At 52.1% G+C, this 22,612-nt stretch carries 21 protein-coding genes, 2 tRNA genes and 1 pseudogene; 12 read left to right on the top strand and 12 right to left on the bottom strand.

Going from position 1 to position 22,612, the window contains the following annotated elements; translation table 11 throughout:
• Positions 1–43: 43 nt before the first annotated feature.
• A complete protein-coding gene (gene gapA, locus FD744_RS21350; protein WP_034828788.1) occupies positions 44–1,042 on the bottom strand; it encodes a glyceraldehyde-3-phosphate dehydrogenase in 999 nt (332 codons plus the stop codon).
• A gap of 338 nt (positions 1,043–1,380) precedes the next feature.
• Here gapA and msrB point away from each other — a divergent pair, with 338 nt between their 5' ends.
• Positions 1,381–1,791, top strand: a complete 411-nt coding sequence (msrB, locus tag FD744_RS21345; RefSeq protein WP_160869299.1) for a peptide-methionine (R)-S-oxide reductase MsrB — start codon at positions 1,381–1,383, stop codon at positions 1,789–1,791.
• A 2-nt stretch (positions 1,792–1,793) separates the two neighbouring features.
• On the top strand, positions 1,794–2,075 hold the full coding sequence (locus tag FD744_RS21340) for a YeaC family protein (protein WP_160833623.1): 282 nt from the start codon (positions 1,794–1,796) through the stop codon (positions 2,073–2,075).
• A 35-nt stretch (positions 2,076–2,110) separates the two neighbouring features.
• Here FD744_RS21340 and pncA read toward each other — a convergent pair whose 3' ends face one another.
• From pncA to sppA, 3 genes are all read right to left on the bottom strand, one after another.
• The gene (gene pncA / locus FD744_RS21335) at positions 2,111–2,719 is read right to left on the bottom strand and encodes a bifunctional nicotinamidase/pyrazinamidase (protein WP_034828795.1); all 609 of its coding nucleotides are present in this window, start codon (positions 2,717–2,719) and stop codon (positions 2,111–2,113) included.
• Positions 2,720–2,735: 16 nt separating this feature from the next.
• Complete coding sequence (gene ansA, locus FD744_RS21330; protein ID WP_034828797.1) at positions 2,736–3,749, bottom strand: asparaginase; 1,014 nt, start codon at positions 3,747–3,749, stop codon at positions 2,736–2,738.
• Positions 3,750–3,834: 85 nt separating this feature from the next.
• Positions 3,835–5,694: a signal peptide peptidase SppA gene (gene sppA, locus FD744_RS21325; protein ID WP_160869297.1), complete on the bottom strand. Its 1,860-nt coding sequence runs from the start codon at positions 5,692–5,694 to the stop codon at positions 3,835–3,837.
• Positions 5,695–5,863: 169 nt separating this feature from the next.
• On the opposite strand from sppA, the gene FD744_RS21320 reads away from it, so the two are divergent.
• A complete protein-coding gene (locus FD744_RS21320; RefSeq protein ID WP_160869331.1) occupies positions 5,864–6,415 on the top strand; it encodes an NAD(P)H nitroreductase in 552 nt (183 codons plus the stop codon).
• A gap of 9 nt (positions 6,416–6,424) precedes the next feature.
• On the opposite strand, the pseudogene FD744_RS25995 reads toward FD744_RS21320, so the two are convergent.
• Positions 6,425–6,478: pseudogene (locus FD744_RS25995) on the bottom strand (hypothetical protein); the annotation flags it as partial.
• A gap of 90 nt (positions 6,479–6,568) precedes the next feature.
• Here FD744_RS25995 and selD point away from each other — a divergent pair.
• The 3 genes from selD to FD744_RS21305 are packed head-to-tail and all read left to right on the top strand — an operon-like array spanning position 6,569 to position 9,853.
• A complete protein-coding gene (gene selD / locus FD744_RS21315; protein WP_160869295.1) occupies positions 6,569–7,612 on the top strand; it encodes a selenide, water dikinase SelD in 1,044 nt (347 codons plus the stop codon).
• Positions 7,613–7,634: 22 nt separating this feature from the next.
• Positions 7,635–9,557 carry a DNA topoisomerase III gene (locus FD744_RS21310; protein WP_160869293.1) on the top strand — a complete coding sequence of 641 codons (1,923 nt, stop codon included), beginning with the start codon at positions 7,635–7,637 and terminating at the stop codon, positions 9,555–9,557.
• 41 nt (positions 9,558–9,598) lie between these two features.
• On the top strand, positions 9,599–9,853 hold the full coding sequence (locus FD744_RS21305; RefSeq protein WP_236699723.1) for a YnjH family protein: 255 nt from the start codon (positions 9,599–9,601) through the stop codon (positions 9,851–9,853).
• A gap of 33 nt (positions 9,854–9,886) precedes the next feature.
• Here the strand turns inward: FD744_RS21305 and xthA are convergent, their stop codons facing one another.
• The 5 genes from xthA to FD744_RS21280 form a co-directional block, all read right to left on the bottom strand.
• Positions 9,887–10,699, bottom strand: a complete 813-nt coding sequence (gene xthA / locus FD744_RS21300) for an exodeoxyribonuclease III (RefSeq protein WP_034828809.1) — start codon at positions 10,697–10,699, stop codon at positions 9,887–9,889.
• 110 nt (positions 10,700–10,809) lie between these two features.
• Positions 10,810–10,894: transfer RNA gene (locus FD744_RS21295), tRNA-Tyr, on the bottom strand.
• Positions 10,895–10,939: 45 nt separating this feature from the next.
• Positions 10,940–11,024: transfer RNA gene (locus FD744_RS21290), tRNA-Tyr, on the bottom strand.
• Positions 11,025–11,167: 143 nt separating this feature from the next.
• Complete coding sequence (purU, locus tag FD744_RS21285; protein WP_034828882.1) at positions 11,168–12,016, bottom strand: formyltetrahydrofolate deformylase; 849 nt, start codon at positions 12,014–12,016, stop codon at positions 11,168–11,170.
• Positions 12,017–12,073: 57 nt separating this feature from the next.
• Positions 12,074–12,529 carry a YchJ family protein gene (locus FD744_RS21280; protein ID WP_160869291.1) on the bottom strand — a complete coding sequence of 152 codons (456 nt, stop codon included), beginning with the start codon at positions 12,527–12,529 and terminating at the stop codon, positions 12,074–12,076.
• A gap of 96 nt (positions 12,530–12,625) precedes the next feature.
• On the opposite strand from FD744_RS21280, the gene rssA reads away from it, so the two are divergent.
• From rssA to FD744_RS21255, 5 genes are all read left to right on the top strand, one after another.
• Complete coding sequence (rssA, locus tag FD744_RS21275) at positions 12,626–13,531, top strand: patatin-like phospholipase RssA (RefSeq protein WP_058959825.1); 906 nt, start codon at positions 12,626–12,628, stop codon at positions 13,529–13,531.
• Positions 13,532–13,633: 102 nt separating this feature from the next.
• Positions 13,634–14,650: a two-component system response regulator RssB gene (gene rssB / locus FD744_RS21270; protein ID WP_034828815.1), complete on the top strand. Its 1,017-nt coding sequence runs from the start codon at positions 13,634–13,636 to the stop codon at positions 14,648–14,650.
• A gap of 193 nt (positions 14,651–14,843) precedes the next feature.
• Positions 14,844–15,752: a UTP--glucose-1-phosphate uridylyltransferase GalU gene (gene galU / locus FD744_RS21265; protein ID WP_034828817.1), complete on the top strand. Its 909-nt coding sequence runs from the start codon at positions 14,844–14,846 to the stop codon at positions 15,750–15,752.
• A 23-nt stretch (positions 15,753–15,775) separates the two neighbouring features.
• Positions 15,776–17,116 carry a UDP-glucose/GDP-mannose dehydrogenase family protein gene (locus FD744_RS21260; protein WP_034828819.1) on the top strand — a complete coding sequence of 447 codons (1,341 nt, stop codon included), beginning with the start codon at positions 15,776–15,778 and terminating at the stop codon, positions 17,114–17,116.
• Positions 17,117–17,130: 14 nt separating this feature from the next.
• On the top strand, positions 17,131–18,138 hold the full coding sequence (locus FD744_RS21255) for an NAD-dependent epimerase (RefSeq protein WP_160869289.1): 1,008 nt from the start codon (positions 17,131–17,133) through the stop codon (positions 18,136–18,138).
• A gap of 96 nt (positions 18,139–18,234) precedes the next feature.
• On the opposite strand, the gene hns is transcribed toward FD744_RS21255, so the two are convergent.
• Positions 18,235–18,642, bottom strand: coding sequence for a histone-like nucleoid-structuring protein H-NS (gene hns, locus FD744_RS21250; RefSeq protein WP_034828823.1), 408 nt, complete (start codon positions 18,640–18,642; stop codon positions 18,235–18,237).
• Between the two features lie 417 nt (positions 18,643–19,059).
• Here hns and tdk point away from each other — a divergent pair, with 417 nt between their 5' ends.
• Positions 19,060–19,680, top strand: a complete 621-nt coding sequence (tdk, locus tag FD744_RS21245; RefSeq protein ID WP_038650068.1) for a thymidine kinase — start codon at positions 19,060–19,062, stop codon at positions 19,678–19,680.
• A gap of 50 nt (positions 19,681–19,730) precedes the next feature.
• Here the strand turns inward: tdk and adhE are convergent, their stop codons facing one another.
• Positions 19,731–22,409 (bottom strand): bifunctional acetaldehyde-CoA/alcohol dehydrogenase, encoded by a 2,679-nt coding sequence (adhE, locus tag FD744_RS21240; RefSeq protein ID WP_160869287.1) that lies wholly within the window; start codon positions 22,407–22,409, stop codon positions 19,731–19,733.
• Positions 22,410–22,612: the final 203 nt, after the last annotated feature.

The following is a 22,612-nucleotide window of genomic DNA, read 5'->3' as shown; positions in this document are numbered from 1 at the left end:
AAAGGGGCGACCGAAGTCACCCCTTGTCTGTTTCGCCAGTCGCTTACTTAGAAGCAACCAGTGCAATCAGATCCAGAACTTTGTGTGAGTAGCCAGTTTCGTTGTCGTACCATGAAACCAGTTTCACGAAGTTGTCGTTCAGTGCGATACCGGCTTTAGCATCGAATACTGAAGTCAGGGTTTCGCCATTGAAGTCGGTTGATACAACGTCGTCTTCGATGTAGCCCAGAACGCCTTTCATCTTGCCTTCAGATTCAGCTTTGATCACGGCACAGATTTCTTTGTAAGTGGCTGGTTTTTCCAGACGTACAGTCAGGTCAACAACAGACACGTTCGGGGTAGGAACGCGGAACGCCATACCGGTCAGTTTACCGTTCAGCTCTGGCAGAACCACGCCCACTGCTTTAGCAGCACCGGTAGAAGATGGGATGATGTTCTGAGCTGCGCCGCGGCCGCCGCGCCAGTCTTTGTGAGACGGGCCATCAACGGTTTTCTGCGTAGCGGTGGTGGCGTGAACAGTGGTCATCAGACCTTCAACGATACCGAAGTGGTCGTTGATCACTTTAGCCAGTGGTGCCAGGCAGTTAGTGGTGCAAGAGGCGTTAGAAACGATATCCTGGCCAGCATATTTTTCAAAGTTAGCGCCACGAACGAACATTGGGGTCGCATCTTTAGAAGGACCGGTCAGAACCACTTTCTTCGCACCAGCCTGAATGTGTTTGCGAGCGGTTTCGTCGGTCAGGAAGATACCGGTTGCTTCTGCAACAACGTCAACACCCACTTCGTCCCATTTCAGGTTAGCCGGGTCTTTCTCAGCGGTAACACGGATTTTCTTACCGTTAACAATCAGCGCGCCGTCTTTCACTTCTACGGTGCCGTCGAAACGACCGTGCGTAGAGTCATACTTCAGCATGTAAGCCATGTAATCGGCGTCGAGCAGGTCGTTGATCGCGACGATTTCGATGTCAGAACGCTGCTGTGCAGCACGGAAAACGATGCGACCGATACGGCCAAAACCGTTGATACCTACTTTGATAGTCATATATTCCACCAGCTATTTGTTAGTGAATAAAAGGTTGGCTGTAAAATTACAAAAACCTTACCAGGCGTCAAGCGGAATCGTGTCAATTGTTGCGACAGGTCAATTCCAACGCCAGGAATAATTGGTTGCGCAATCGCTTACGCAGCACCCTTATTGCGCGCCTATGTTACGCCGAATACCGACCGAAAAGGGATGACTTTTGCAAAGGGTGATCGACGTCACAATTTTGCGCTGTGGCAGTCGTGGCGAACGGGTTCGCACGAAAAAAGACCATGAAGATGTTGTTCGTTTGTTAGAATACTAGTCGATTTTTACAGAATGACACTCCGGAACTCAAAATGGCTAAAGACACCGCACCCGAGGCAAAAATCGCGCAGCTTTCTGAGATGCAGCGCTATGTCACACAGCATCGCGGCACGGAACCTCCTTTCAGTGGCGCACTACTGCACAACAAGCAGGAGGGCATCTACCACTGTTTAGTGTGCAATTCACCGCTGTTCCTCTCCGACTCTAAATATGATTCAGGCTGCGGCTGGCCGAGCTTTTACCAGCCTTTCAGCGACGAAGCGATTCGTTATCTGGAAGATGATTCCCACGGCATGCACCGCGTGGAAATTCGCTGTGGCAATTGCGATGCGCATCTCGGCCACGTCTTCCCGGATGGCCCGCAGCCTACCGGTGAGCGCTACTGCGTTAACTCTGCCTCATTGAGCTTTACCGATGAGCAGGGCAAGCAACAAGAGGGCTGAGCATGAAGCAAGAACTCGAAGCCATGCTGGCGGCGATGACGCCGGAAGTCTACGAGCGGCTCGCCACCGCAGTGGAAATCGGTAAATGGCCGGACGGTGTCGCGCTGACTCAAGAGCAGCGCGATAATTGCCTGCAGCTGGTGATGCTGTGGCAGGCGCGTCACAACGACGACCCGCAGCATATGACCATTGGCAAAGGAGGGGAGATGGTGATGAAGTCGAAAAAGCAGCTTAAGGAAGAGTTCGGTATCGAGCCGGACATCACGCGCATTAACCTGCACTAAAACGCAAAAGGGCTGGTTTTCACCAGCCCTCATTTTCAGATTATTACCGCACCCTGAGCTTGCATCTGTTCGATGGCAATATCACTATCATCAGGATTCAGGTTGACGCCGCGGCAACCCTCTTTCACCACTTCAACGTTGTAGCCCAACTCCAGCGCATCCAGCACGCTGTATTTGACGCAATAGTCGGTAGCGAGCCCCAGCATCACCAGGTCGCTGATGTCGCGTTCACGCAGCCAACTGTCTAGCTCCGTTTTGCGGCGATGGCCGTTATCGAAGAAAGCACTGTAGCTGTCCACATCCGCGTCGCCCCCCTTATGGAACACCGCATCAATCAGTGTGCGGTCCAGTTCTGGGTGGAAATCCGCCCCCACTGAGTTCTCGACTCCATGATCGGGCCACCAAATCTGCGCCAGACCGTTCAATTCACCCAGGGTATATACTGGTTCGCCAGAAACGGAGGCGAAGCTGCCATGATCTGCCGGATGCCAGTCTTGCAATGCCACTACACATTCTCCCCGATCGCGGAACTCGCGTGCGTAGCGATTGGCAACGGCAACCGTTTGGTCGCCTTCGCGCACCGCCATTGGGCCGCCGGGGCAAAAATCGTTCTGAATATCGATGATTATCAATGCCCGCTTCATTACATCTCGCTCCGTATCAGTCGTCGGTCAGTTCGCCGCGTAAATTCTGTTGCATTCTGGCACGAATTTCCGGGTTGGTGAGGTTTTGGCTCAACAAAAAGTGCAGTTTTGTTAATGTAGCCTCAACGGTAAGGTCAAAACCGCTGATCACCCCCGCATGCTCCAGCGCATTACCGGTGGCATAGCCCCCCATATTCACTTTTCCGGACATGCATTGCGTCAGATTCACCACCACAATCCCACGTTCGCTCGCCTGCTGCAGTTCAGCCAGGAATTCTGCATTTTGCGGCGCGTTGCCGACACCATAAGAGCGCAGAATCAGTGCTTTCACCGGCTGGCGCAAGAAGTTACGCACCACATCGGCAGAGATCCCGGGGTAAATGGTAACCACGCCAATCGGTTGTGGGGTAATCGGATGCACAATCAACTCGCCGCGGCCCTGTGGTGCCGGCGGCGTATTGAGTTTACGAATGTGAATACCGGCTTCCAGCAAAGGAGGGAGATTCGGTGAAGCGAAGGCGTTGAAGCCGTCGGCATGTGCTTTGGTGGTGCGATTGCCACGGAACAGCGTGTTGTTAAAGAACAACGCCACTTCATTGATCGGATAATTAGCGGCCACGTACAACGAATTGAGTAAATTCTGCTGACCATCTGAGCGCAATTCTGCCAAAGGAATTTGCGAGCCGGTTACGATGACAGGCTTCGCCAGGTTTTCCAGCATGAATGACAGCGCCGAGGCAGTGAATGCCATGGTGTCGGTGCCGTGCAGAATGACAAAACCATCATAGCTGTCGTAATTCTGTTTAATGTCATCAGCAATCGATTGCCAATCCAATGGCGTCATGTCTGACGAATCCATCAGAGGCTGATATTCGTGGATGGTGAAATTCGGCATCTCAGGCCGATGGAACTCTGGCATGTTGGCCAGTTGCTGCTGCAGGTGGCCGGAAACCGGAATGTAGCCGTGCGCGGAGCGCTGCATACCGATGGTACCGCCCGTGTAGGCTACATAGATATTTTTCTTTTGCATGGAAGAACTCAGACTTGCCGTAAAACGCGCAGTATAAGGGGATTAACAGCGAAAAGCAGCCCGACCAGCGGCCGGGCTGTAAAGATTAGCGTACGTTGCCGCAGTTCAGGCAGAAGGCGTAGCGATTTTGCGGATCATTAAGATTGTTCATCAGGCCAGGCTGATCTTTCACTGCACTCATTACGTCCAGCATCGGCGCGGGCAGCCACACCTTCAGTGCTGCTGGCAGCATCGCTTGTGCAGAGGCATTCATCTGATTTAGCAGCAGGTCAATCATGCCGGGGTCGTCCTGATACCAGCTAAGCTGCGGCTTGGCGACTTTTGCCAACTCAGCCGCTTTCGCCACGGCATCGTCAAAATCACCCAACGCATCCACCAGGCCATTGGCTTTAGCATCACTGCCGGTCCAGACATGGCCCTGAGCGATATCATTGATCTGTTCTGGCGTTTTATGACGCGACTTCGCGACCAGTCCGACAAAGTTACGATAGCCGTTTTCGATGGTCAGTTGCATCAATTGCTGCACTTCCGTCGGCAGGGCTTTGGTGGTGGCAACGTCAGCCAGCGGAGACGTGGCCACGCCATCCGTGTGCACACCAATACTGTTCAGACTCTTTTCAACCGTGTTAATCACGCCGAAAATACCGATTGAACCGGTCAAGGTGCTGGGTGCGGCCACAATGTAGTCTGCTGGCGTCGAGATCCAGTAGCCGCCCGAAGCCGCCATGCCGCCCATTGAGACCACCACTGGCTTGCCGGCATCATGGGCTGCGGCTAACTCTTCACGAATCGCTTCCGATGCCGACACGCTGCCACCTGGGCTGTTGACGCGCAGTACAATCGCTTTGATTTTCGGATCGAGACGCGCATCGCGAATCTGCGAAGCGGTGGTATCGCCACCCACGTTTCCGGCGGTTTCCTCACCGTCCATGATCGCACCGCTGGCGAAGATCACCGCAATATTGCCATCCTGATCCTGCTGAGGCTGCTTCACGGTGTAATCGTAAATGCTGACGTTGCGATAATCGTTATTGGCTTTATCCCAGCCAAAGGTTTTCACCAGTTCCTGATCAGCAGCCGCACGGCTGTCCAGCACATCAACCAATTTACTGTCCAGCGCATATTTTGCGGTATCGCCGTCAACAGCCTGCAATCCGCTGATGACGCCGGCTGCTCCCGGGAACAGTTGATCCGGGGTAATCTGGCGATTTGCGGAAACGGTGTTCAGGTAGTTCTGCCACAGCTGGCCGATCCAGCGACTATCCGCATCACGTGCTTCCGGAGACATATCGTCACGCAGGAAAGGCTCGACGGCAGATTTGTAGGTGCCCACACGGAACACATGAGAATTGACTTTGAGCTTCTCTAACAGGGATTTGTAATACAACCCATTGGTAGCAAAGCCATGCAGATCAACAGTGCCCTGCGGTGACAGATAAATTTTGGTGGCATAGCTGGCGATGTAGTATTGCGCCTGGCTATAGCTATCACCAATGGCGTATATCGGTTTGCCCGCATCACGGAACTCACGCAGCGATTTGCCCAGATATTGTAATGAAGGCTGATCGCCGCCAGCAAAATCACGCAAATCAAGCACGATCCCGGTGATGTTTTTGTCAGTTTTCGCCTGACGAACCGCATCCACCACGTCGAACAATGAATTCTCTTGCAGGCGATCGCTGCTCGCGCCCAGCAACTCACGGCTGATGCGACTCAGGCGATTACTGACGGAAGGTTTATCCACTAATACACCGCTTAAATCCACTTTGAGTGCACCCTGTTGCACCGGTTCGCTGCTGTTGGCGCTGGAAAGCTGTAACCAGATACCGACACCGGCGAGGATTAAGACGATGAGGAATAAATTAAGAATGAATTCCCGAATAAAATTCAACACCCGCCAGCTCCAGCGGAACAGGCCAGCAATAATTCGCCACAATGTGCGCATAAACTCTCCATATTCACGTAACAGGGCAGTCGCCACGCGGTCTGCCCCGATGTCGGGTTCATCCTAAAGAGCAGCGTGCGAAATGTCAGCAGGAAATCGCGCCAGACTGTTACAAAAGATCTTGCTGTGCCAGGATTAGCCCACGCTTTTTATTCACGGGAGAATAATGATGGATGCACTGGATTTATTAATTAACCGCCGTTCGGCTTCGCGTCTGGCAGAACCGGCACCAGCGGGCGAAGTCTTGCAGAACATTTTGCACGCAGGCTTACGTGCACCGGATCATGGTACGTTGCTGCCGTGGCGCTTTATCATTGTAGAGAATGAAGGGCGTGAGCGTTTTGGTAAATTGCTTGAACAAGCGGCGCGTGACAGCAACCTCGATGAAAAGGCGATTGAAAAATCCGCCACCGCACCGTTTCGAGCGCCGATGATTATCACTGTTGTGGCGCACTGTGAAGAGCATGCCAAAGTCCCGCATTGGGAACAGTTGGTTTCAGCAGGTTGTGCCGTGATGGCGATGCAAATGGCCGCGGTGGCGCAGGGCTTTAACGGTATCTGGCGCAGCGGTCCATGGACTGACCATCCTTCAGTGCGCGAAGCCTTTGGTTGCCGCGAGCAGGATGCGATTGTCGGATTCCTGTATCTCGGTACACCGCAGCTTAAAGCGAATACCACGGTAGTTGCACCGGACACCGCGCAATTTGTCAGTTATTTCTGACAGACATCGGCGGGTTTCTTCGGCAGGGTGAGGCGTGTTGCAAAGATTGCACACCGCGTGTGCGAAAGATCGAGCTTAAACCGCGCAACACTTACCACCGGTTGACAGCCAGGCTAACATACAGCCTTCTGTTCAGCGCATAAGGAACCCGCCATGAGTGAACCTCTTCGTCTGACGCAATACAGCCATGGAGCTGGCTGCGGCTGCAAAATTTCGCCGCAGGTACTGGAAATCATTCTTCATAGTGAGCTGACCCCTTTTCATGACCCCCAGTTGCTGGTGGGCAACGAAACACGTGACGATGCTGCCGTATACGATCTTGGCAACGGCACAGCGGTAGTCAGCACCACCGACTTCTTCATGCCGATTGTTGATGATCCCCATACCTTTGGCCGTATCGCCGCCACCAACGCTATCAGTGATATTTATGCCATGGGCGGCAAACCGATTATGGCGATTGCCATCCTGGGTTGGCCGGTCAACGTGCTGAGCCCAGAAGTGGCTCAGCAGGTCATTGAAGGCGGTCGTGCGGCCTGTCAGGCTGCTGGTATTGCGCTGGCGGGTGGGCATTCGATCGATGCGCCGGAGCCGATTTTTGGCCTGGCCGTCACGGGAATTGTTGATGTGGCGCGGGTGAAAAAGAACAGCGCCGCGCAGGTGGGAAGCCAGCTGTTTCTCACCAAGCCGCTGGGAATTGGCATCCTGACCACCGCCGAGAAAAAAGGCCTTCTGCTGCCAGAACACCAGTCATTAGCGGCGGAGGTGATGTGTCAGTTGAATAAAGCCGGTGCCGAGTTCGCCAAACTGGATGGCGTCAGCGCCATGACCGATGTCACCGGTTTTGGCTTGCTGGGACATCTGAGTGAGATTTGCCAGGGATCAGGTTTGCGTGCGGAAATCCAAGCCACACAGGTTCCGCGCTTACCGGGTGTCGATGAGTATATCGCCAAAGGTGCCGTGCCCGGCGGCACTCAGCGCAATTTTGCCAGCTATGGCGCCCTGATTTCCGCGATGGACGATGCAACACGCGCGTTACTGTGCGATCCGCAAACCTCGGGTGGTTTACTGGTGGCGGTGCAACCCAGCGAGGTCGAAGCCTTCCAGCGCTGCGCAATATTGGCCGGCGTGCAGGCGACGGCGGTGGGTGAACTCTTCGCTGCCGATCCTTCCTGTCCATTAATTACCGTCGTGAATTGACGTAGAAGGAACGACGCCAGACATGCGTTTGTTTATTGCTGAAAAACCCAGCCTGGCGCGTGCCATTGCTGATGTACTGCCGAAACCGCATCGACGCGGTGACGGTTTTATTGCCTGTGGCAACGATCAGATGGTCACCTGGTGTGTCGGGCATTTGCTGGAACAGGCGCAGCCGGACAGCTATGACAGCCGCTATGCGCGCTGGAATCTTGCCGACCTGCCGATCATTCCGGAAAAGTGGCGTTTACAGCCACGTCCGTCGGTGGCTAAGCAACTCAAAGTGATTGAGGGTTTGCTGCAACAGGCGAGTGAAGTGGTGCACGCCGGTGACCCGGATCGAGAAGGTCAGCTGTTGGTGGATGAAGTGCTGGACTACCTGCAACTCGCGCCGGAAAAGCGGCAGAAAGTGCAGCGCTGTCTCATTAACGATCTCAACCCCTCCGCCGTGGAGCGAGCAGTCAGCCGTTTACGTGAGAATCGCGAGTTTATCCCGCTGTGCGTCTCCGCATTGGCCCGCGCCCGCGCAGATTGGCTCTACGGCATCAATATGACCCGTGCCTGGACGCTATTAGGCCGCAATGCCGGTTATGATGGCGTGCTGTCGGTCGGACGCGTACAAACGCCGGTGCTCGGCCTGGTGGTGCGTCGCGATGAAGAGATCGAAAACTTCATTCCTAAAGATTACTTCGAAGTGAAAGCGCACATTGTGACGCCGAAGGATGAGCGTTTTGTTGCCAGCTGGATACCCAGCGACGCCTGCGAACCCTGGCAGGATGAGGAAGGTCGCCTGTTACACCGTTCGCTGGCCGATCATGTCTTAGAGCGCATCAACGGTAAGCCGGCGATAGTGACAGGCTATAACGACAAACGGGAATCTGATACCGCACCATTGCCGTTTTCGCTCTCCAGCCTGCAGATCGAGGCGGCAAAGCGTTTCGGCCTGAGTGCGCAAAACGTACTGGACTGCTGCCAGCGTCTGTATGAAACCCATAAGTTGATTACCTATCCGCGTTCAGACAGCCGGTATTTGCCGGATGAACATTTTGCCGGACGGCATGCGGTGCTGAATGCGATACAGGCGCACCAACCCAATCTGACACCGCCTACGGATTTTAACCCTGATCAGAAGAACCGCTGCTGGGATGATAAAAAGGTGGATGCGCACCACGCGATCATCCCTACCGCCCGCGCCAGTAAAGTGAACCTCACGGAGAATGAAGCCAATATTTACGGCCTGGTGGCACGTCAGTATCTGATGCAATTTTGCCCAGACGCGGTGTTTCGCAAATGTGTTATCGATCTCGAGATTGGCGGGGGTAAGTTTGTTGCCAAAGCGCGTTTTCTGGCAGAAGCGGGCTGGCGTGCCTTACTCGGCAGTAAAGAACGCGATGAAGAGAACGATGGCACGCCTTTACCGGTGGTGGCAAAGGGCGATGAGCTGCTGTGTGAGCGCGGTGAGGTGCTTGCCAAGCAGACGCAGCCGCCGCGCCCGTTTACCGATGCCACCCTGTTATCCGCCATGACCGGCATCGCGCGCTTTGTTCAGGATAAAGAATTAAAGAAAGTGCTGCGTGCGACCGATGGTTTAGGGACGGAAGCGACGCGAGCCGGCATTATTGAATTATTGTTCCGCCGGACATTCCTCGTGAAGAAAGGCCGCTATATTCATTCTACGGACGCGGGCAGGGCGCTGATCCATGCGTTACCAGAAATGGCGGCCCGACCAGATATGACGGCTCAATGGGAATCGACATTAACACGCATCAGTGAAAAGGCCTGCCGCTACGATGAGTTTATGCAGCCGCTGGTTGCCACGCTGATCGGGTTAATTGGCGAAGCGCGTCAGCGACCCTCGTTGCAATCATTTAGAGGCATTGCCGCACCGGCCGCTAAACGTAAAGCAAAACCGAAATCGACCCGGCGTAGAACCAAGGAGACAGAGTGATGCGTTATATCCTATTAGCGCTTAGCGGGCTGCTGTTGTGCATGAATTCGGCGCTGGCGAACCGCCAGCCGGAAAACAGTCGCACGGGCAATACGGATGTGGTGGTGGATATGCCACCGGAAGTCTGGACACAGGGACAGAATAATCAGCAGAGCAACTGTCTGCAGTGCTGCACTTATGAGAATCGCAGTTACTCTGAAGGGGCGGTCGTGAAAGCGGAAGGCGTGCTGCTGCAGTGTGGGCGTGATGAGAAAGTGATGGGCACTAACCCGCTTATCTGGAAAATCATCAAGTAAAGGTGCGTGGCGTTCTCACGCCACGCAGTTTACTTATTTTTCCAGATTGAACGTCGACCAGACAGGTGCATGATCCGATGGTTTTTCCATGCTGCGGATCTCGTAATCAATGCCACTTTCAATGCAACGCGCTGCCAGCGGTTGACTGGCCAGCAACAGGTCGATACGCAGACCACGGTTATCATCAAAACCTTTTGAACGGTAGTCGAACCAGGAGAAACGGTCAGCCGTTTCCGGGTATTTCGCGCGCCAGGTATCGACCAGACCCCAATGCAACAGGCGATCCATCCACTCACGCTCTTCTGGCAGGAATGAGCATTTACCGGTGCGCAGCCAGCGCTTGCGGTTATCTTCGCCAATGCCGATATCAAGATCGGTACTGCTGATATTCATGTCACCCATGATCAGCACCGGCTTATCAACCGCCAACTGCTGTTCCAGATAATCCTGTAAATCACGGTAGAACTTCTCTTTCGCCGGGAATTTAGTTGGATGGTCACGGCTTTCACCCTGCGGGAAGTAACCGTTAATCACGGTGATGTCGCCAATCGGGCTGGGGATTTCCGCCATGATTAGGCGGCGTTGTGAATCTTCATCATCACCGGGAAAACCACGACGTACCGAAACAGGCTGCGCTTTGGTCAGCAGCGCGACGCCGTAGTGGCCTTTTTGACCATGATAAAACACGTTGTAACCCAACTTGCTGACATCTTCGAGCGGGAACATGTCATCGTGAACTTTGGTTTCCTGCAGGCCGATGACGTCTGGCTGATGCTGTTCGACGAGGGCTTCAAGTTGATGAGGGCGTGCGCGCAAGCCATTGATGTTGAAAGAGATGAATTTCATTTCGCTGCCATTCTTATCCGCAAAAGTATGCCGGGATGGTAACGAGTTTTCGTTAGAATGTCATGGATTGAATCGGGAGGAAATGACGATGTAAGCAATTGGAAAAGCGATGGTGGCGGGAGAAGGATTCGAACCTTCGAAGTCGATGACGGCAGATTTACAGTCTGCTCCCTTTGGCCGCTCGGGAATCCCGCCAGGGATATAAAGCTCTTAGTGATTCAGGCGAGGAGATTATTCAGATGGTGGCGGGAGAAGGATTCGAACCTTCGAAGTCGATGACGGCAGATTTACAGTCTGCTCCCTTTGGCCGCTCGGGAATCCCGCCACTGGCCTGAATAATGTGCCTGAAAGCGGGGCGCATGATACCAAATGCGTTCTGACTGTAAAGCGCTGAAAACAAAAATATGAATCGTTTGCCCACTTTTCATCCGTGGCGCTGAAGAGTTGCACAATTCAGCGCCAGGACGCTTACAGAATGATGGTGCGGTTACCGTAAACGAACACGCGCTGACCCAGCACTTTATACAGCGCGCGGCTCAGGACATTCTTCTCGACATCACGACCGGCACGCATCATCTCTTCTGCGGTGTAGCTGTGATCGACGTTGATCACGTCCTGCATGATGATCGGACCTTCATCGAGGTTATCATTCACGTAGTGCGCGGTAGCACCGATAATTTTCACACCACGCTCGTAAGCCTGATGGTAAGGACGCGCGCCGATGAAGGCAGGCAGGAACGAGTGGTGAATATTGATGATCTGATTCGGGTAACGCTGCACAAAAGCAGGCGTCAGCACGCGCATATATTTGGCCAGCACCACGTAATCCGGCTGGTAGCGATCAATTTCATCGCCCATGCGGTTGTCATGCTCTTCACGCGTCAGGCCTTCATGGCTGACCAGAACAAACGGAATATCGAAACGTTCAACCAGCGAGCGCAGCGTTTCATGGTTACCAATGACGGCGGCAATCTCCATATCGAGACCACCAAACGCGCATTTCATCAGCAGATCGCCCAGGCAATGCGCCTCTTTGGTCACCAGAATCACCACACGACGACGGCCAGCGCTCTGCAGTTCCCGCACCGAACCTACCGGTAACGCGCTGTCGAGATCCGCCAGCAGGGTATTGTCGTTGAAAATCCCTTCCAGCTCTGTGCGCATGAAAAAGCGCCCGGTACGGTGATCGACAAACTCATTGTTTTGCACAATGTTGAGTTCATGCTTGTAGCAAATGTTGGTGATCTTGGCGATCAGACCTTTCGCATCAGGGCAAATGGTCCGTAAAACTTTTCGTTGCGTGTTTTGCGCTTGCATCTCGATCAGAGTCCTGTCAAAGCGATGAATGGTAAAGCCGTTGTGCATCTGTCCAGATTAACCACAACATTTTTTGTATTTTTTATCGGAGCCACAAGGACAGCGATCGTTGCGCCCCAGCTCGGGCACCGTTCCGTCGATATAGTACCAGCGTTGATCCTCACAGAGAAAGCGTGAACATTCATAGATGGCCGAAGTGCGCTCTTTTTCGCGGTAACGCGCAAAAAAGGTCACAAAGGCTTCATTCTCGTGGCTTCCATGATTACAACGGGTTACATTCAAGCCCAGCCACTCAGTGCCGGAAAAACTTTCAGATAATAACGTCTCAAGGTCGGCCACACGCTTACTGGAGTGCCAGGTCGCAGCCAGATAATCCGCGTTCTTTTCAACATAAGCGGTGTAGCGTGAACGCATTAATTGTTCAGCGCTGGCAGGGAATGCCTGACCGCTCAGAAAGGGCTGGCAACATAAGCTATACTGCTTTCCGCTGCAGCAGGGGCACTTTTCAGACACGTCATCTCCTGTGAGTGATTAAAGTTAATTAAAGTGTGCGCTATGGTAGCCGACTGCTGAGCGGGATGCTACGTACCAGACTAATCACGAGGTGCGATGAGAAAGGTGAGGATCGGGCTGGCCCTGGGTTCAGGTGCCGCCAAAGGTTGGGCGCACATTGGTGTGATTAATGCGCTGGAGCGTGCCGGCATTGAAATTGATGTGGTTGCAGGCTGCTCTGTCGGCGCGTTGGTGGGATCGGCATACGTCAATGGGCGGCTGGGCGTAATGGAAAAGTGGGTGAGCGCATTTCGCTATTGGGACGTGATCCGGCTCATGGATCTGTCGTGGCAGCGTGGTGGTTTGCTGCGCGGTGACCGCGTGTTCAGCCACATCCGTCAGTTGATCCCCAATGAATTGATTGAGGGGTGCAATAAACCCTTTGGCGTGGTGGCCTCGAATTTAAGTACCGGCCGTGAGTTGTGGTTAACCGAAGGCGATTTGCATCAGGCAGTACGTGCGTCCTGTAGTATGCCAGGCTTATTACCACCTGTTGGCTACAATGGTTACTGGCTGGTGGATGGTGCCGTGGTCAATCCGGTGCCGATATCTCTGACACGAGCCCTTGGCGCCGACATTGTCATCGCGGTGGACTTACAGCATGACGCGCATTTAATGCAGCAGGATTTATTATCGGTGACACCACAGAGCGGTGAAGAAGAGGCCGCGGCTGAGGCATTAAGCTGGGGCAAAAAATTGCGCCAGCGCATACTGGGTCTGACGCACCGCCGGGCCAATCAAACGCCGGGCGCCATGGAGATCATGTCCACATCCATCCAGATTCTGGAAAACCGCCTTAAACGTAATCGTATGGCGGGCGATCCACCGGATGTGCTGATTCAACCGTTTTGTCCGCAGATATCCACACTGGATTTTCATCGTGCAGAAGAAGCCATTGCGGCAGGTAAAGCCGCCGTCGAGAAAAAAATGGATGAACTATTACCGCTGGTCCGTGGCAGATAATCAGGTTGTTCATTCACAGGCAGTGCGACTTCAGTCAATTCTGAAAGGCGCAACTGCGTTTTATGAACCACTATTGAAATATCTGGTACGCAGGGGGAGAGAATGGAAAAACCACTAATCGGCAAAAAGATACTCATTGTCGAAGATGAGGTCGTTTTCCGTTCGATGTTAGACACTATGTTGGTGGGGCTGGGAGCCAGCACGCTGGAAGCGGGAGATGGCCTCGATGGCTTAACCTTGCTGTCGGCTCAAGCCGTGGATCTGGTGATTTGCGATCTGGAGATGCCGCGCATGGGGGGGCTTCAGTTCGTCGAACGTATTCGCAGCCGCGGTAATAGCGTGCCAATCTTGATCATCTCCGCCACGCAGAACATGGCCGATATTGCGCATGTCCTGCGCCTTGGGGTTCAGGATGTTCTGCTTAAGCCGCTCAGAAACCTCGAACGTTTTCGTGAAGCTGTTTATGAGTGCCTTTATCCTTCGATGTTCACTTCCAAAGTTGAGGAAGATGAACAGCTGTTTCAGGATTGGGATGCACTGGTTCGCGATCCTTTAGCTGCGTCTAAGTTACTGAAGCAGTTGCAACCTCCGGTTCAGCAAACCATTGCCAATTGCCGCATTAACTATCGCCAACTGACCATGGCTGAACAGCCAGGGTTGGTGCTCGATATTGCCGCGTTGTCCGACAAGGATCTGGCCTTCTACTGTCTTGATGTGACCAGAGCAGGGGATAATGGCGTGTTGGCCGCCTTACTGTTGCGCGCGCTGTTTAATGGTCTGTTACAGGAACAACTTTCCGGACAGAAGCAGCGCTTGCCGGAGTTAAACGGCCTGCTGCGCCAGGTCAACATGCTGTTACGCCAGGCCAATCTCAGTGGCCAGTTCCCCTTGCTGGTGGGGTACTACCATCGTCAGTTGAAAAACCTGATTCTGGTCTCCGCTGGCCTCAACGCCACATTGCACATTAACACCCATCAGATTCAACTCAGTAATGGCGTGCCGCTTGGTACTATGGGCAGTACGCACCTCAATCAGATCAGTCAACGCGCTGATGCCTGGCAGTGCCATGTGTGGGGCGCGGGTGGCAGGCTACGGCTGATGTTATCGGCTGAAGAATAAGCGATTGGATTTATATTTTTTGCGGGCTGGAGACAGGGCCAGGGGTAAGCTTTACACTTGGGTAATAGTCTTAAATTCCGCGGATTAGCTCCATCCAGGATAAATCCGTCTGATAGTAACTGATATACTCATTTCGTTTTTAAACCGACATATCAAGTATTAACTTGAACGGCCTATTAAGAGAGGTATTTAGATGTCTGCCTATAAGTCTAAAGTAAAAAAAGCGGTAATCCCGGTTGCAGGTCTGGGTACGCGTATGCTGCCTGCTACTAAAGCTATTCCAAAAGAGATGTTACCGCTGGTCGATAAGCCGCTGATCCAATATGTCGTGAATGAGTGTATCGCTGCGGGCATTAACGAAATCGTGTTGGTTACGCACTCTTCTAAAAACGCCATCGAAAACCATTTTGATACCAGTTTTGAGCTGGAATCCATGCTGGAAAAACGCGTTAAGCGTCAGCTGCTGGACGAAATCCAGTCTATCTGTCCTCCACACGTGACCATCATGCAGGTGCGTCAGGGTATTGCGAAAGGCCTTGGCCACGCAGTGATGTGTGCACATCCGCTGGTCGGTGATGAGCCGGTTGCCGTGATTCTGCCAGATGTGATCATCGATGAGTACGAATCTGACCCAACCAAAGACAACCTGGCAGAAATGCTGGCGCGTTACGAAGAAAGCGGCCGCAGCCAGATCATGGTAGAGCCGGTTGCTGATGTGACCGCTTACGGTGTCGTTGACTGCAAAGGTGCTGACCTGGCGCCAGGCCAGAGCGCGCCAATGGTGGGTGTGGTTGAAAAGCCTAAAGCTTCTGAAGCGCCTTCTAACCTCGCAGTTGTGGGTCGTTACGTGCTGTCTGCTGATATCTGGCCACTGCTGGCGAAAACCCCTCCAGGTGCTGGCGGCGAAGTTCAGCTGACTGACTCCATCGCCATGCTGATGGAAAAAGAGACCGTTGAAGCCTATCACCTGACCGGTGTAAGCCATGACTGCGGTAACAAACTGGGTTATATGCAGGCTTTCGTTGAGTATGGCGTTCGTCATCCAGTACTGGGTAAAGACTTTACTCAATGGCTGGAAGGCGCTGTAGGCAACAAAAAGTAATTCATTAAACACAGGATAATTCAATGAAAGTCACTGTATTTGGTATCGGCTATGTCGGTCTGGTTCAGGCTGCGGTGTTAGCCGAAGTCGGACATGACGTTCTCTGTATTGATGTCGATGAAAAGAAAGTCGAAAACCTGAAAAAAGGCCATATTCCGATTTTCGAACCGGGTTTGACGCCGCTGGTGATGTCTAACTATGAAGCGGGTCGCCTGAAGTTCAGCACCAATGCAGAAGAGGGTGTTAACCACGGTGTCATGCAATTTATTGCTGTGGGTACGCCGCCGGATGAAGACGGTTCTGCCGATCTGAAATATGTGACTGCGGTTGCGCGGACAATTGCAGCGCACATGAACGATCATAAAGTGGTGATCGATAAATCTACCGTCCCTGTCGGAACGGCTGATCGTGTGCGTGCAGTAATGGCCGAGACGCTGCAAAAACGTGATGTGAACATCCCGTTTGATGTGGTTTCTAACCCTGAATTCCTCAAGGAAGGGGCTGCAGTAAACGACTGCATGCGTCCTGAGCGCATCGTGGTGGGCACTGATAACGACGACGTGGTTGAGTTGTTGCGTGAGCTTTATGAGCCATTCAACCGCAATCACGATCGCATGATTCTGATGGATATCCGCAGTGCAGAGCTGACCAAGTACGCAGCGAACTGCATGCTGGCGACCAAAATCAGCTTCATGAACGAAATCTCTAACCTGGCAGAACGTCTGGGAGCCGACGTTGAGAAAGTCCGCCAGGGGATTGGTTCAGATTCTCGCATTGGTTATCACTTCATCTACCCTGGCTGTGGCTACGGTGGTTCGTGCTTCCCGAAAGACGTGCAGGCGCTGATTCGTACTGCTGAGTCGATTGGTTACACACCGCGTCTGTTGCAGGCGGTAGAAGATGTGAATGATTCACAGAAGAACAAATTGCCGAGCTTCATCAAGCGTCATTTTGGCGACGATCTGCGTGGCAAAACCTTTGCTCTCTGGGGCCTTGCGTTCAAACCTAACACCGACGATATGCGTGAAGCCTCCAGCCGTGTGCTGATGGAAACGCTATGGGAAGCGGGTGCGACCATTCAGGCATTTGACCCGGAAGCAATGGAAGAAGCGCAGCGTATTTATGGCCACCGCGACGACCTGAAGCTGACCGGTACCAAAGAAGCGGCGTTGCAGGGTGCTGATGGCCTGGTGATTTGTACTGAATGGCAGAACTTCCGTGCGCCAGATTTCGACGTTATCAAAACCGCGTTAAAACAACCCGTGATTTTTGATGGTCGTAACCTGTATGATCCGGAGCGTATCAGCAAACGCGGCTTTACGTATTACGCTATCGGCCGCGGAGCATCAATTCAAATTGTGTAATAAATGAGGGATGTATGAAGTTTTTGGTTACCGGTGCGGCAGGTTTTATTGGATTTCACGTGAGTCAGCGTTTGCTGGCCGCCGGTCACCAGGTCGTCGGTATCGATAACCTGAATGACTATTACGATGTCAGCCTAAAACAAGCGCGCTTGGACCAAATCCTTCAGTATCCCGAGTTTATTTTCCTGAAAATGGACCTGGCAGATCGCCAGGCCATTTCTTCTTTATTCGCAGAGCATGCGTTTGATCGCGTGATTCATCTGGGTGCACAAGCGGGCGTTCGTTATTCAATTGACAACCCACACGCTTATGCCGATGCCAATCTTATTGGCCACCTCAATATTCTTGAAGGTTGCCGCCATCATAAAATCGGCCACCTGCTGTATGCGTCATCCAGCTCGGTATATGGGCTGAATCGCAAAATGCCTTTCTCAACGGATGACTCTGTTGATCATCCTATTTCTCTGTATGCGGCCACGAAAAAAGCCAACGAATTGATGTCGCATACTTATTCCCATTTGTACCAGTTGCCCACCACCGGTCTGCGCTTCTTTACTGTTTACGGTCCGTGGGGACGTCCGGATATGGCGTTATTCAAATTCACCCGCGCAATGCTGGCCGGTGAGCAAATTGACGTCTATAACCGTGGGCAAATGACCCGAGATTTTACTTACATTGATGATATTGCAGAAGCTATCGTGCGTATGCAGGATGTGATTCCGCAGGCTGATGAAAACTGGACCGTGGAAGCGGGATCGCCGGCCACCAGTTCTGCGCCATACCGGGTTTACAATATCGGCAACAGCCAGCCGACCAGCCTGATGACCTATATCGAGTCACTGGAAAAAGCGTTGGGCATTGAAGCGAAGAAAAATATGCTGCCGATGCAACCGGGAGATGTGCTCAATACCAGTGCGGATACCCAGCCATTATATGATGCGATTCAGTTCCGTCCGCAAACCAGGGTTGAGCAGGGCGTGCAGAACTTTGTTGATTGGTATCGTCGCTTTTATCAGCAATAAAGACGCATTAAAAAAGGAAGCCAGCGGCTTCCTTTTTCTTACCCGGTGTAAAGTGAACTCACGTTAGCGCTATTCACAATTCGAAGCACTGGAAAATTACAGCAGGAAATCGTCCAGTTGTTTACCTTGTTCTTCAATCGCTTTTTTAATCACGGCTGGTGTACGACCCTGACCAGTCCAGGTACGGTTTTCACCATTTTCATCAACGTAAGAATACTTGGCAGGACGTGCAGCACGCTTGGTTTTTCCCGGTGCTTTGGTCTCAGAAAGTGCCTGTAACAATTCGTTTGGATCGATACCATCTGCAATCAGCATCTCACGGTATTGTTCAAGTTTGCGGTTACGTTCAGCATTTTCAGCCTGCGCGTGAGTTTCTTCTTCACGACGCTCATTGACGACAACCTCGAGTTTTTCCAGCATCTCTTCCAGTGTTTCCAGAGTGCATTCCCGAGCTTGCGCGCGCAATGTACGGATATTATTAAGAATTTTAAGTGCTTCGCTCATTGTCCTAATCTCAAAATATAATAAATGGGAGTTGTTCTGCCGACTCATAATAGTGGGGCTAAAAAATAACTGCAATAGTCAGATTAAAAAGTAAAACGTTAAGTAAAAACCAGAAATCACATTGTATTACGGTTTACAAATATATTTACCGTTAGCGCTTAGATCTGAAGCCTTGATTATCCGCGTTTGCCACCGTGACGTTGTGCTAATCCTTACACTTTGGCAGTAATAATGCTGAATAAATTCTCAGCATAGATTGTTCTTTGCCAAAAAGTGCTGTTTTAACATCGATGATGAATCACGTACCTGCCATTGTCGTTAATTTGAGCAAATGATAAAAATAATGCATCGCTACAGGTTTACTTGTTTATGGTAGACTGCGCGCCATCAGATTTGTGCTGCGATGAGATTCTGCATATGGCCCAACTTTATTTTTATTACTCCGCGATGAACGCGGGTAAATCCACTGCTTTGCTTCAGTCCTCCTATAACTATCAGGAGCGCGGCATGCGCACTCTGGTGTATACCGCCGAGATTGATGACCGCTTTGGTGCGGGCAAGGTAAGCTCGAGGATTGGTCTTTCGTCTCCTGCATTTTTATATAACGCTGCGACACAATTAAATCAGGAAATAGCCAGGGAGCATGCGAAGCAACCGGTTCATTGTGTGCTGGTGGATGAGAGTCAGTTCCTGACACGTGAGCAAGTCAGGGCGTTATCGGATGTGGTCGACAATATGGATATTCCCGTATTGTGTTATGGATTACGCACTGATTTTCGCGGCGAGCTCTTTACCGGTAGTCAATATTTACTGGCATGGGCAGATAAACTGGTTGAGCTCAAAACCATCTGCCATTGCGGTCGTAAAGCCAGCATGGTATTGCGCCTTGATGCCAACGGTAAACCGTTCAGCGAAGGAGAGCAGGTGGTGATTGGCGGCAATGAGCGATATATTTCTGTCTGCCGTAAACACTATAAACAGGCGATTGATGAAGGATCGTTAAAAGCTATCTATGGTGCGCAATCTCCGCAAGCTTGATTATTTAGCGATAAAAAAACCCGCCGCAGCGGGTTTTTGTTTTTAGCCGGTTAGGCTTTTTTGGTTTTTTTCTCGATTTTCACCGTTTTATCATCGGCGGCTTCAGCCACTGGGCCTTCAGCTTCAGAGAATTCGCGGCCATAGAAGGTATCCAGCATGATTTGCTTCAATTCGGCAATCAGCGGATAACGCGGATTCGCACCGGTACACTGGTCATCAAACGCGTCGTCTGCCAGCTTATCGACTTTCGCCAGGAAATCGGCTTCTTGCACGCCAGCTTCTCGGATTGAGGTTGGGATACCCAGTTGAGTTTTCATCTCTTCCAGCCATGCCAGCAGTTTTTCAATTTTCTGGGCAGTGCGGTCACCCTGTGCACTCAATCCAAGATGGTCGGCAATTTCAGCGTAGCGACGACGTGCCTGTGGGCGATCGTACTGACTGAAAGCGGTCTGCTTGGTTGGGTTGTCATTCGCGTTGTAACGGATGACGTTGCAAATCAGCAGGGCGTTGGCCAAACCGTGCGGAATGTGGAACTCCGAGCCCAGCTTATGCGCCATGGAGTGACACACTCCGAGGAAGGCGTTGGCGAACGCGATACCGGCGATTGTGGCCGCATTATGCACACGTTCACGCGCTACTGGATTCTTCGCCCCCTCACGATAGCTGGCCGGCAGGTTCTCTTTCAGCAGTTTCAGCGCCTGCAGCGCCTGGCCATCAGAGTACTCATTTGCAAGTACAGAGACATAGGCTTCCAGCGAGTGAGTTACCGCATCCAGACCACCAAACGCACAGAGTGAGCGAGGCATATCCATCACCAGATTGGCATCCACAATCGCCATATCAGGCGTCAGTGCATAGTCCGCTAACGGATATTTCTGGCCTGTGGCATCGTCAGTCACTACCGCAAACGGTGTAACTTCAGAACCGGTACCGGAAGTGGTGGTGATGGCCACCATGCGCGCTTTCACGCCCATTTTCGGGAACTTGTAGATACGTTTACGGATATCCATGAAACGCAGCGCCAGTTCTTCGAAGTGGGTTTCAGGATGTTCGTACATCACCCACATGATTTTCGCGGCATCCATCGGGGAACCGCCGCCCAGGGCGATAATCACATCGGGTTTGAAGCTGTTCATCTGCTCAGCACCTTTACGTACGATGCTGAGTGTTGGGTCCGCTTCCACCTCAAAGAACACTTCAGTTTCGATGCCGTGCGCTTTTAACACGCGAGTGACTTGATCGGCATAGCCATTGTTAAACAGGAAGCGGTCAGTGACGATAAAGGCGCGTTTAGCACCGTCGGTCGCGACTTCTTCCAGGGCAATCGGCAGTGAACCACGACGGAAGTAGATAGACTTCGGAAGTTTATGCCACAACATATTTTCAGCTCGCTTGGCCACGGTTTTCTTGTTGATCAGGTGTTTAGGTCCGACGTTCTCAGAAATTGAGTTACCGCCCCAGGAACCACAGCCCAGCGTCAACGATGGCGCAAGTTTGAAGTTATAGAGGTCGCCAATACCGCCTTGCGAAGCTGGTGTGTTAATCAGAATACGGGCGGTCTTCATTTTGTCGCCAAAGAAGTGCACGCGCTCGTGTTGGTTATCCTGGTCAGTGTACAGGCAAGAGGTATGGCCGATACCGCCCATAGCCACCAGTTTTTCTGCTTTATCTACCGCGTCGTAATAATCTTTTGCGCGATACATCGCCAGGGTTGGCGACAGTTTTTCGTGGGCAAACGGTTCAGACTCATCCACCAGCTTCACTTCACCGATGAGAATTTTAGTGGTCGCAGGGACGCTGAGGCCGGCCAGTTCAGCAATTTTTGCCGCAGGTTGGCCGACGATAGCGGCATTCAATGCACCATTTTTCAGAATGATATCCTGAATGGCTTTCAACTCTTTGCCCTGCAGCAGATAGCCGCCATGGCTGGCGAAACGCTCGCGAACCGCATCGTAGACCGAGTCCACCACGATGACAGACTGCTCTGATGCACAAATGACGCCGTTATCGAAGGTTTTCGACATCAGGATAGAAGCGACTGCGCGTTTGATATCGGCGGTTTCATCAATAACGACAGGCGTATTACCGGCACCGACACCAATCGCCGGTTTACCGGAACTGTATGCGGCTTTTACCATGCCTGGGCCACCGGTGGCCAGAATCAGGTTGATATCAGGATGATGCATTAACTGGTTAGACAGTTCTACTGACGGGACATCGATCCAGCCAATAATGTCTTTCGGTGCACCGGCCGCAATGGCGGCTTGCAACACAATGTCGGCTGCTTTGTTGGTGGCATCTTTGGCGCGTGGATGTGGTGAGAAGATGATACCGTTACGGGTTTTAAGGCTGATCAAGGCTTTAAAGATGGCGGTTGAGGTCGGGTTAGTGGTCGGGACGATACCGCAAATCAGGCCAATTGGTTCAGCGATGGTGATAGTACCGAAGGTGTCATCTGTATCCAGCACACCACAGGTTTTCTCATCTTTATAGGCGTTGTAGATATATTCAGAAGCGAAGTGGTTTTTGATCACTTTATCTTCAACGATACCCATGCCCGATTCGGCGACGGCCATTTTGGCGAGGGGGATACGGGCATCAGCAGCGGCGAGTGCAGCAGCGCGGAAAATGGTATCAACTTGTTCCTGACTAAAGTTGGCGTATTCACGCTGTGCCTTTTTAACACGCTCTACCAGTGCATTAAGTTCGGCAACATTTGTAACGGCCATAGTGCTCTCCTGAAGGAAGTTAAACTCTTTTAGTAAGCAAGCCTGAGTCGGAAAGTATAGTCGCGCTATGCTTATACGTTGTTCAGAGTGGCGAGTAGATTGCCGTTGCTTACTAAAAGGGTTTCCAGGATAAGATGCTGACGCCTGTATCAATAGTTTCGATGGGTTAAGATTACCCCTGATGAGGTAGGCAAATTTTGATG

This window comes from Pantoea sp. Taur, assembly GCF_009830025.1.
GTDB classification, from domain to species: Bacteria; Pseudomonadota; Gammaproteobacteria; order Enterobacterales; family Enterobacteriaceae; genus Pantoea; species Pantoea communis.
This window is presented reverse-complemented; position numbering and strand designations above follow the sequence as displayed.

What these genes read in the sequence shown, in the direction of transcription:
- FD744_RS21255 (WP_160869289.1), top strand. Translation starts at nt 17,131, where the DNA reads ATGAAGTTTTTGGTTACCGGTGCGGCAGGTTTTATTGGATTTCACGTG.
- ansA (WP_034828797.1), bottom strand. Translation starts at nt 3,749, where the DNA reads ATGCAAAAGAAAAATATCTATGTAGCCTACACGGGCGGTACCATCGGT.
- rssB (WP_034828815.1), top strand. Translation starts at nt 13,634, where the DNA reads ATGGAAAAACCACTAATCGGCAAAAAGATACTCATTGTCGAAGATGAG.
- xthA (WP_034828809.1), bottom strand. Translation starts at nt 10,699, where the DNA reads ATGAAATTCATCTCTTTCAACATCAATGGCTTGCGCGCACGCCCTCAT.
- selD (WP_160869295.1), top strand. Translation starts at nt 6,569, where the DNA reads ATGAGTGAACCTCTTCGTCTGACGCAATACAGCCATGGAGCTGGCTGC.
- pncA (WP_034828795.1), bottom strand. Translation starts at nt 2,719, where the DNA reads ATGAAGCGGGCATTGATAATCATCGATATTCAGAACGATTTTTGCCCC.
- gapA (WP_034828788.1), bottom strand. Translation starts at nt 1,042, where the DNA reads ATGACTATCAAAGTAGGTATCAACGGTTTTGGCCGTATCGGTCGCATC.
- sppA (WP_160869297.1), bottom strand. Translation starts at nt 5,694, where the DNA reads ATGCGCACATTGTGGCGAATTATTGCTGGCCTGTTCCGCTGGAGCTGG.
- galU (WP_034828817.1), top strand. Translation starts at nt 14,844, where the DNA reads ATGTCTGCCTATAAGTCTAAAGTAAAAAAAGCGGTAATCCCGGTTGCA.
- FD744_RS21340 (WP_160833623.1), top strand. Translation starts at nt 1,794, where the DNA reads ATGAAGCAAGAACTCGAAGCCATGCTGGCGGCGATGACGCCGGAAGTC.
- adhE (WP_160869287.1), bottom strand. Translation starts at nt 22,409, where the DNA reads ATGGCCGTTACAAATGTTGCCGAACTTAATGCACTGGTAGAGCGTGTT.
- rssA (WP_058959825.1), top strand. Translation starts at nt 12,626, where the DNA reads ATGAGAAAGGTGAGGATCGGGCTGGCCCTGGGTTCAGGTGCCGCCAAA.
- hns (WP_034828823.1), bottom strand. Translation starts at nt 18,642, where the DNA reads ATGAGCGAAGCACTTAAAATTCTTAATAATATCCGTACATTGCGCGCG.
- purU (WP_034828882.1), bottom strand. Translation starts at nt 12,016, where the DNA reads ATGCAAGCGCAAAACACGCAACGAAAAGTTTTACGGACCATTTGCCCT.
- msrB (WP_160869299.1), top strand. Translation starts at nt 1,381, where the DNA reads ATGGCTAAAGACACCGCACCCGAGGCAAAAATCGCGCAGCTTTCTGAG.
- tdk (WP_038650068.1), top strand. Translation starts at nt 19,060, where the DNA reads ATGGCCCAACTTTATTTTTATTACTCCGCGATGAACGCGGGTAAATCC.
- FD744_RS21305 (WP_236699723.1), top strand. Translation starts at nt 9,599, where the DNA reads ATGAATTCGGCGCTGGCGAACCGCCAGCCGGAAAACAGTCGCACGGGC.
- FD744_RS21260 (WP_034828819.1), top strand. Translation starts at nt 15,776, where the DNA reads ATGAAAGTCACTGTATTTGGTATCGGCTATGTCGGTCTGGTTCAGGCT.
- FD744_RS21320 (WP_160869331.1), top strand. Translation starts at nt 5,864, where the DNA reads ATGGATGCACTGGATTTATTAATTAACCGCCGTTCGGCTTCGCGTCTG.
- FD744_RS21310 (WP_160869293.1), top strand. Translation starts at nt 7,635, where the DNA reads ATGCGTTTGTTTATTGCTGAAAAACCCAGCCTGGCGCGTGCCATTGCT.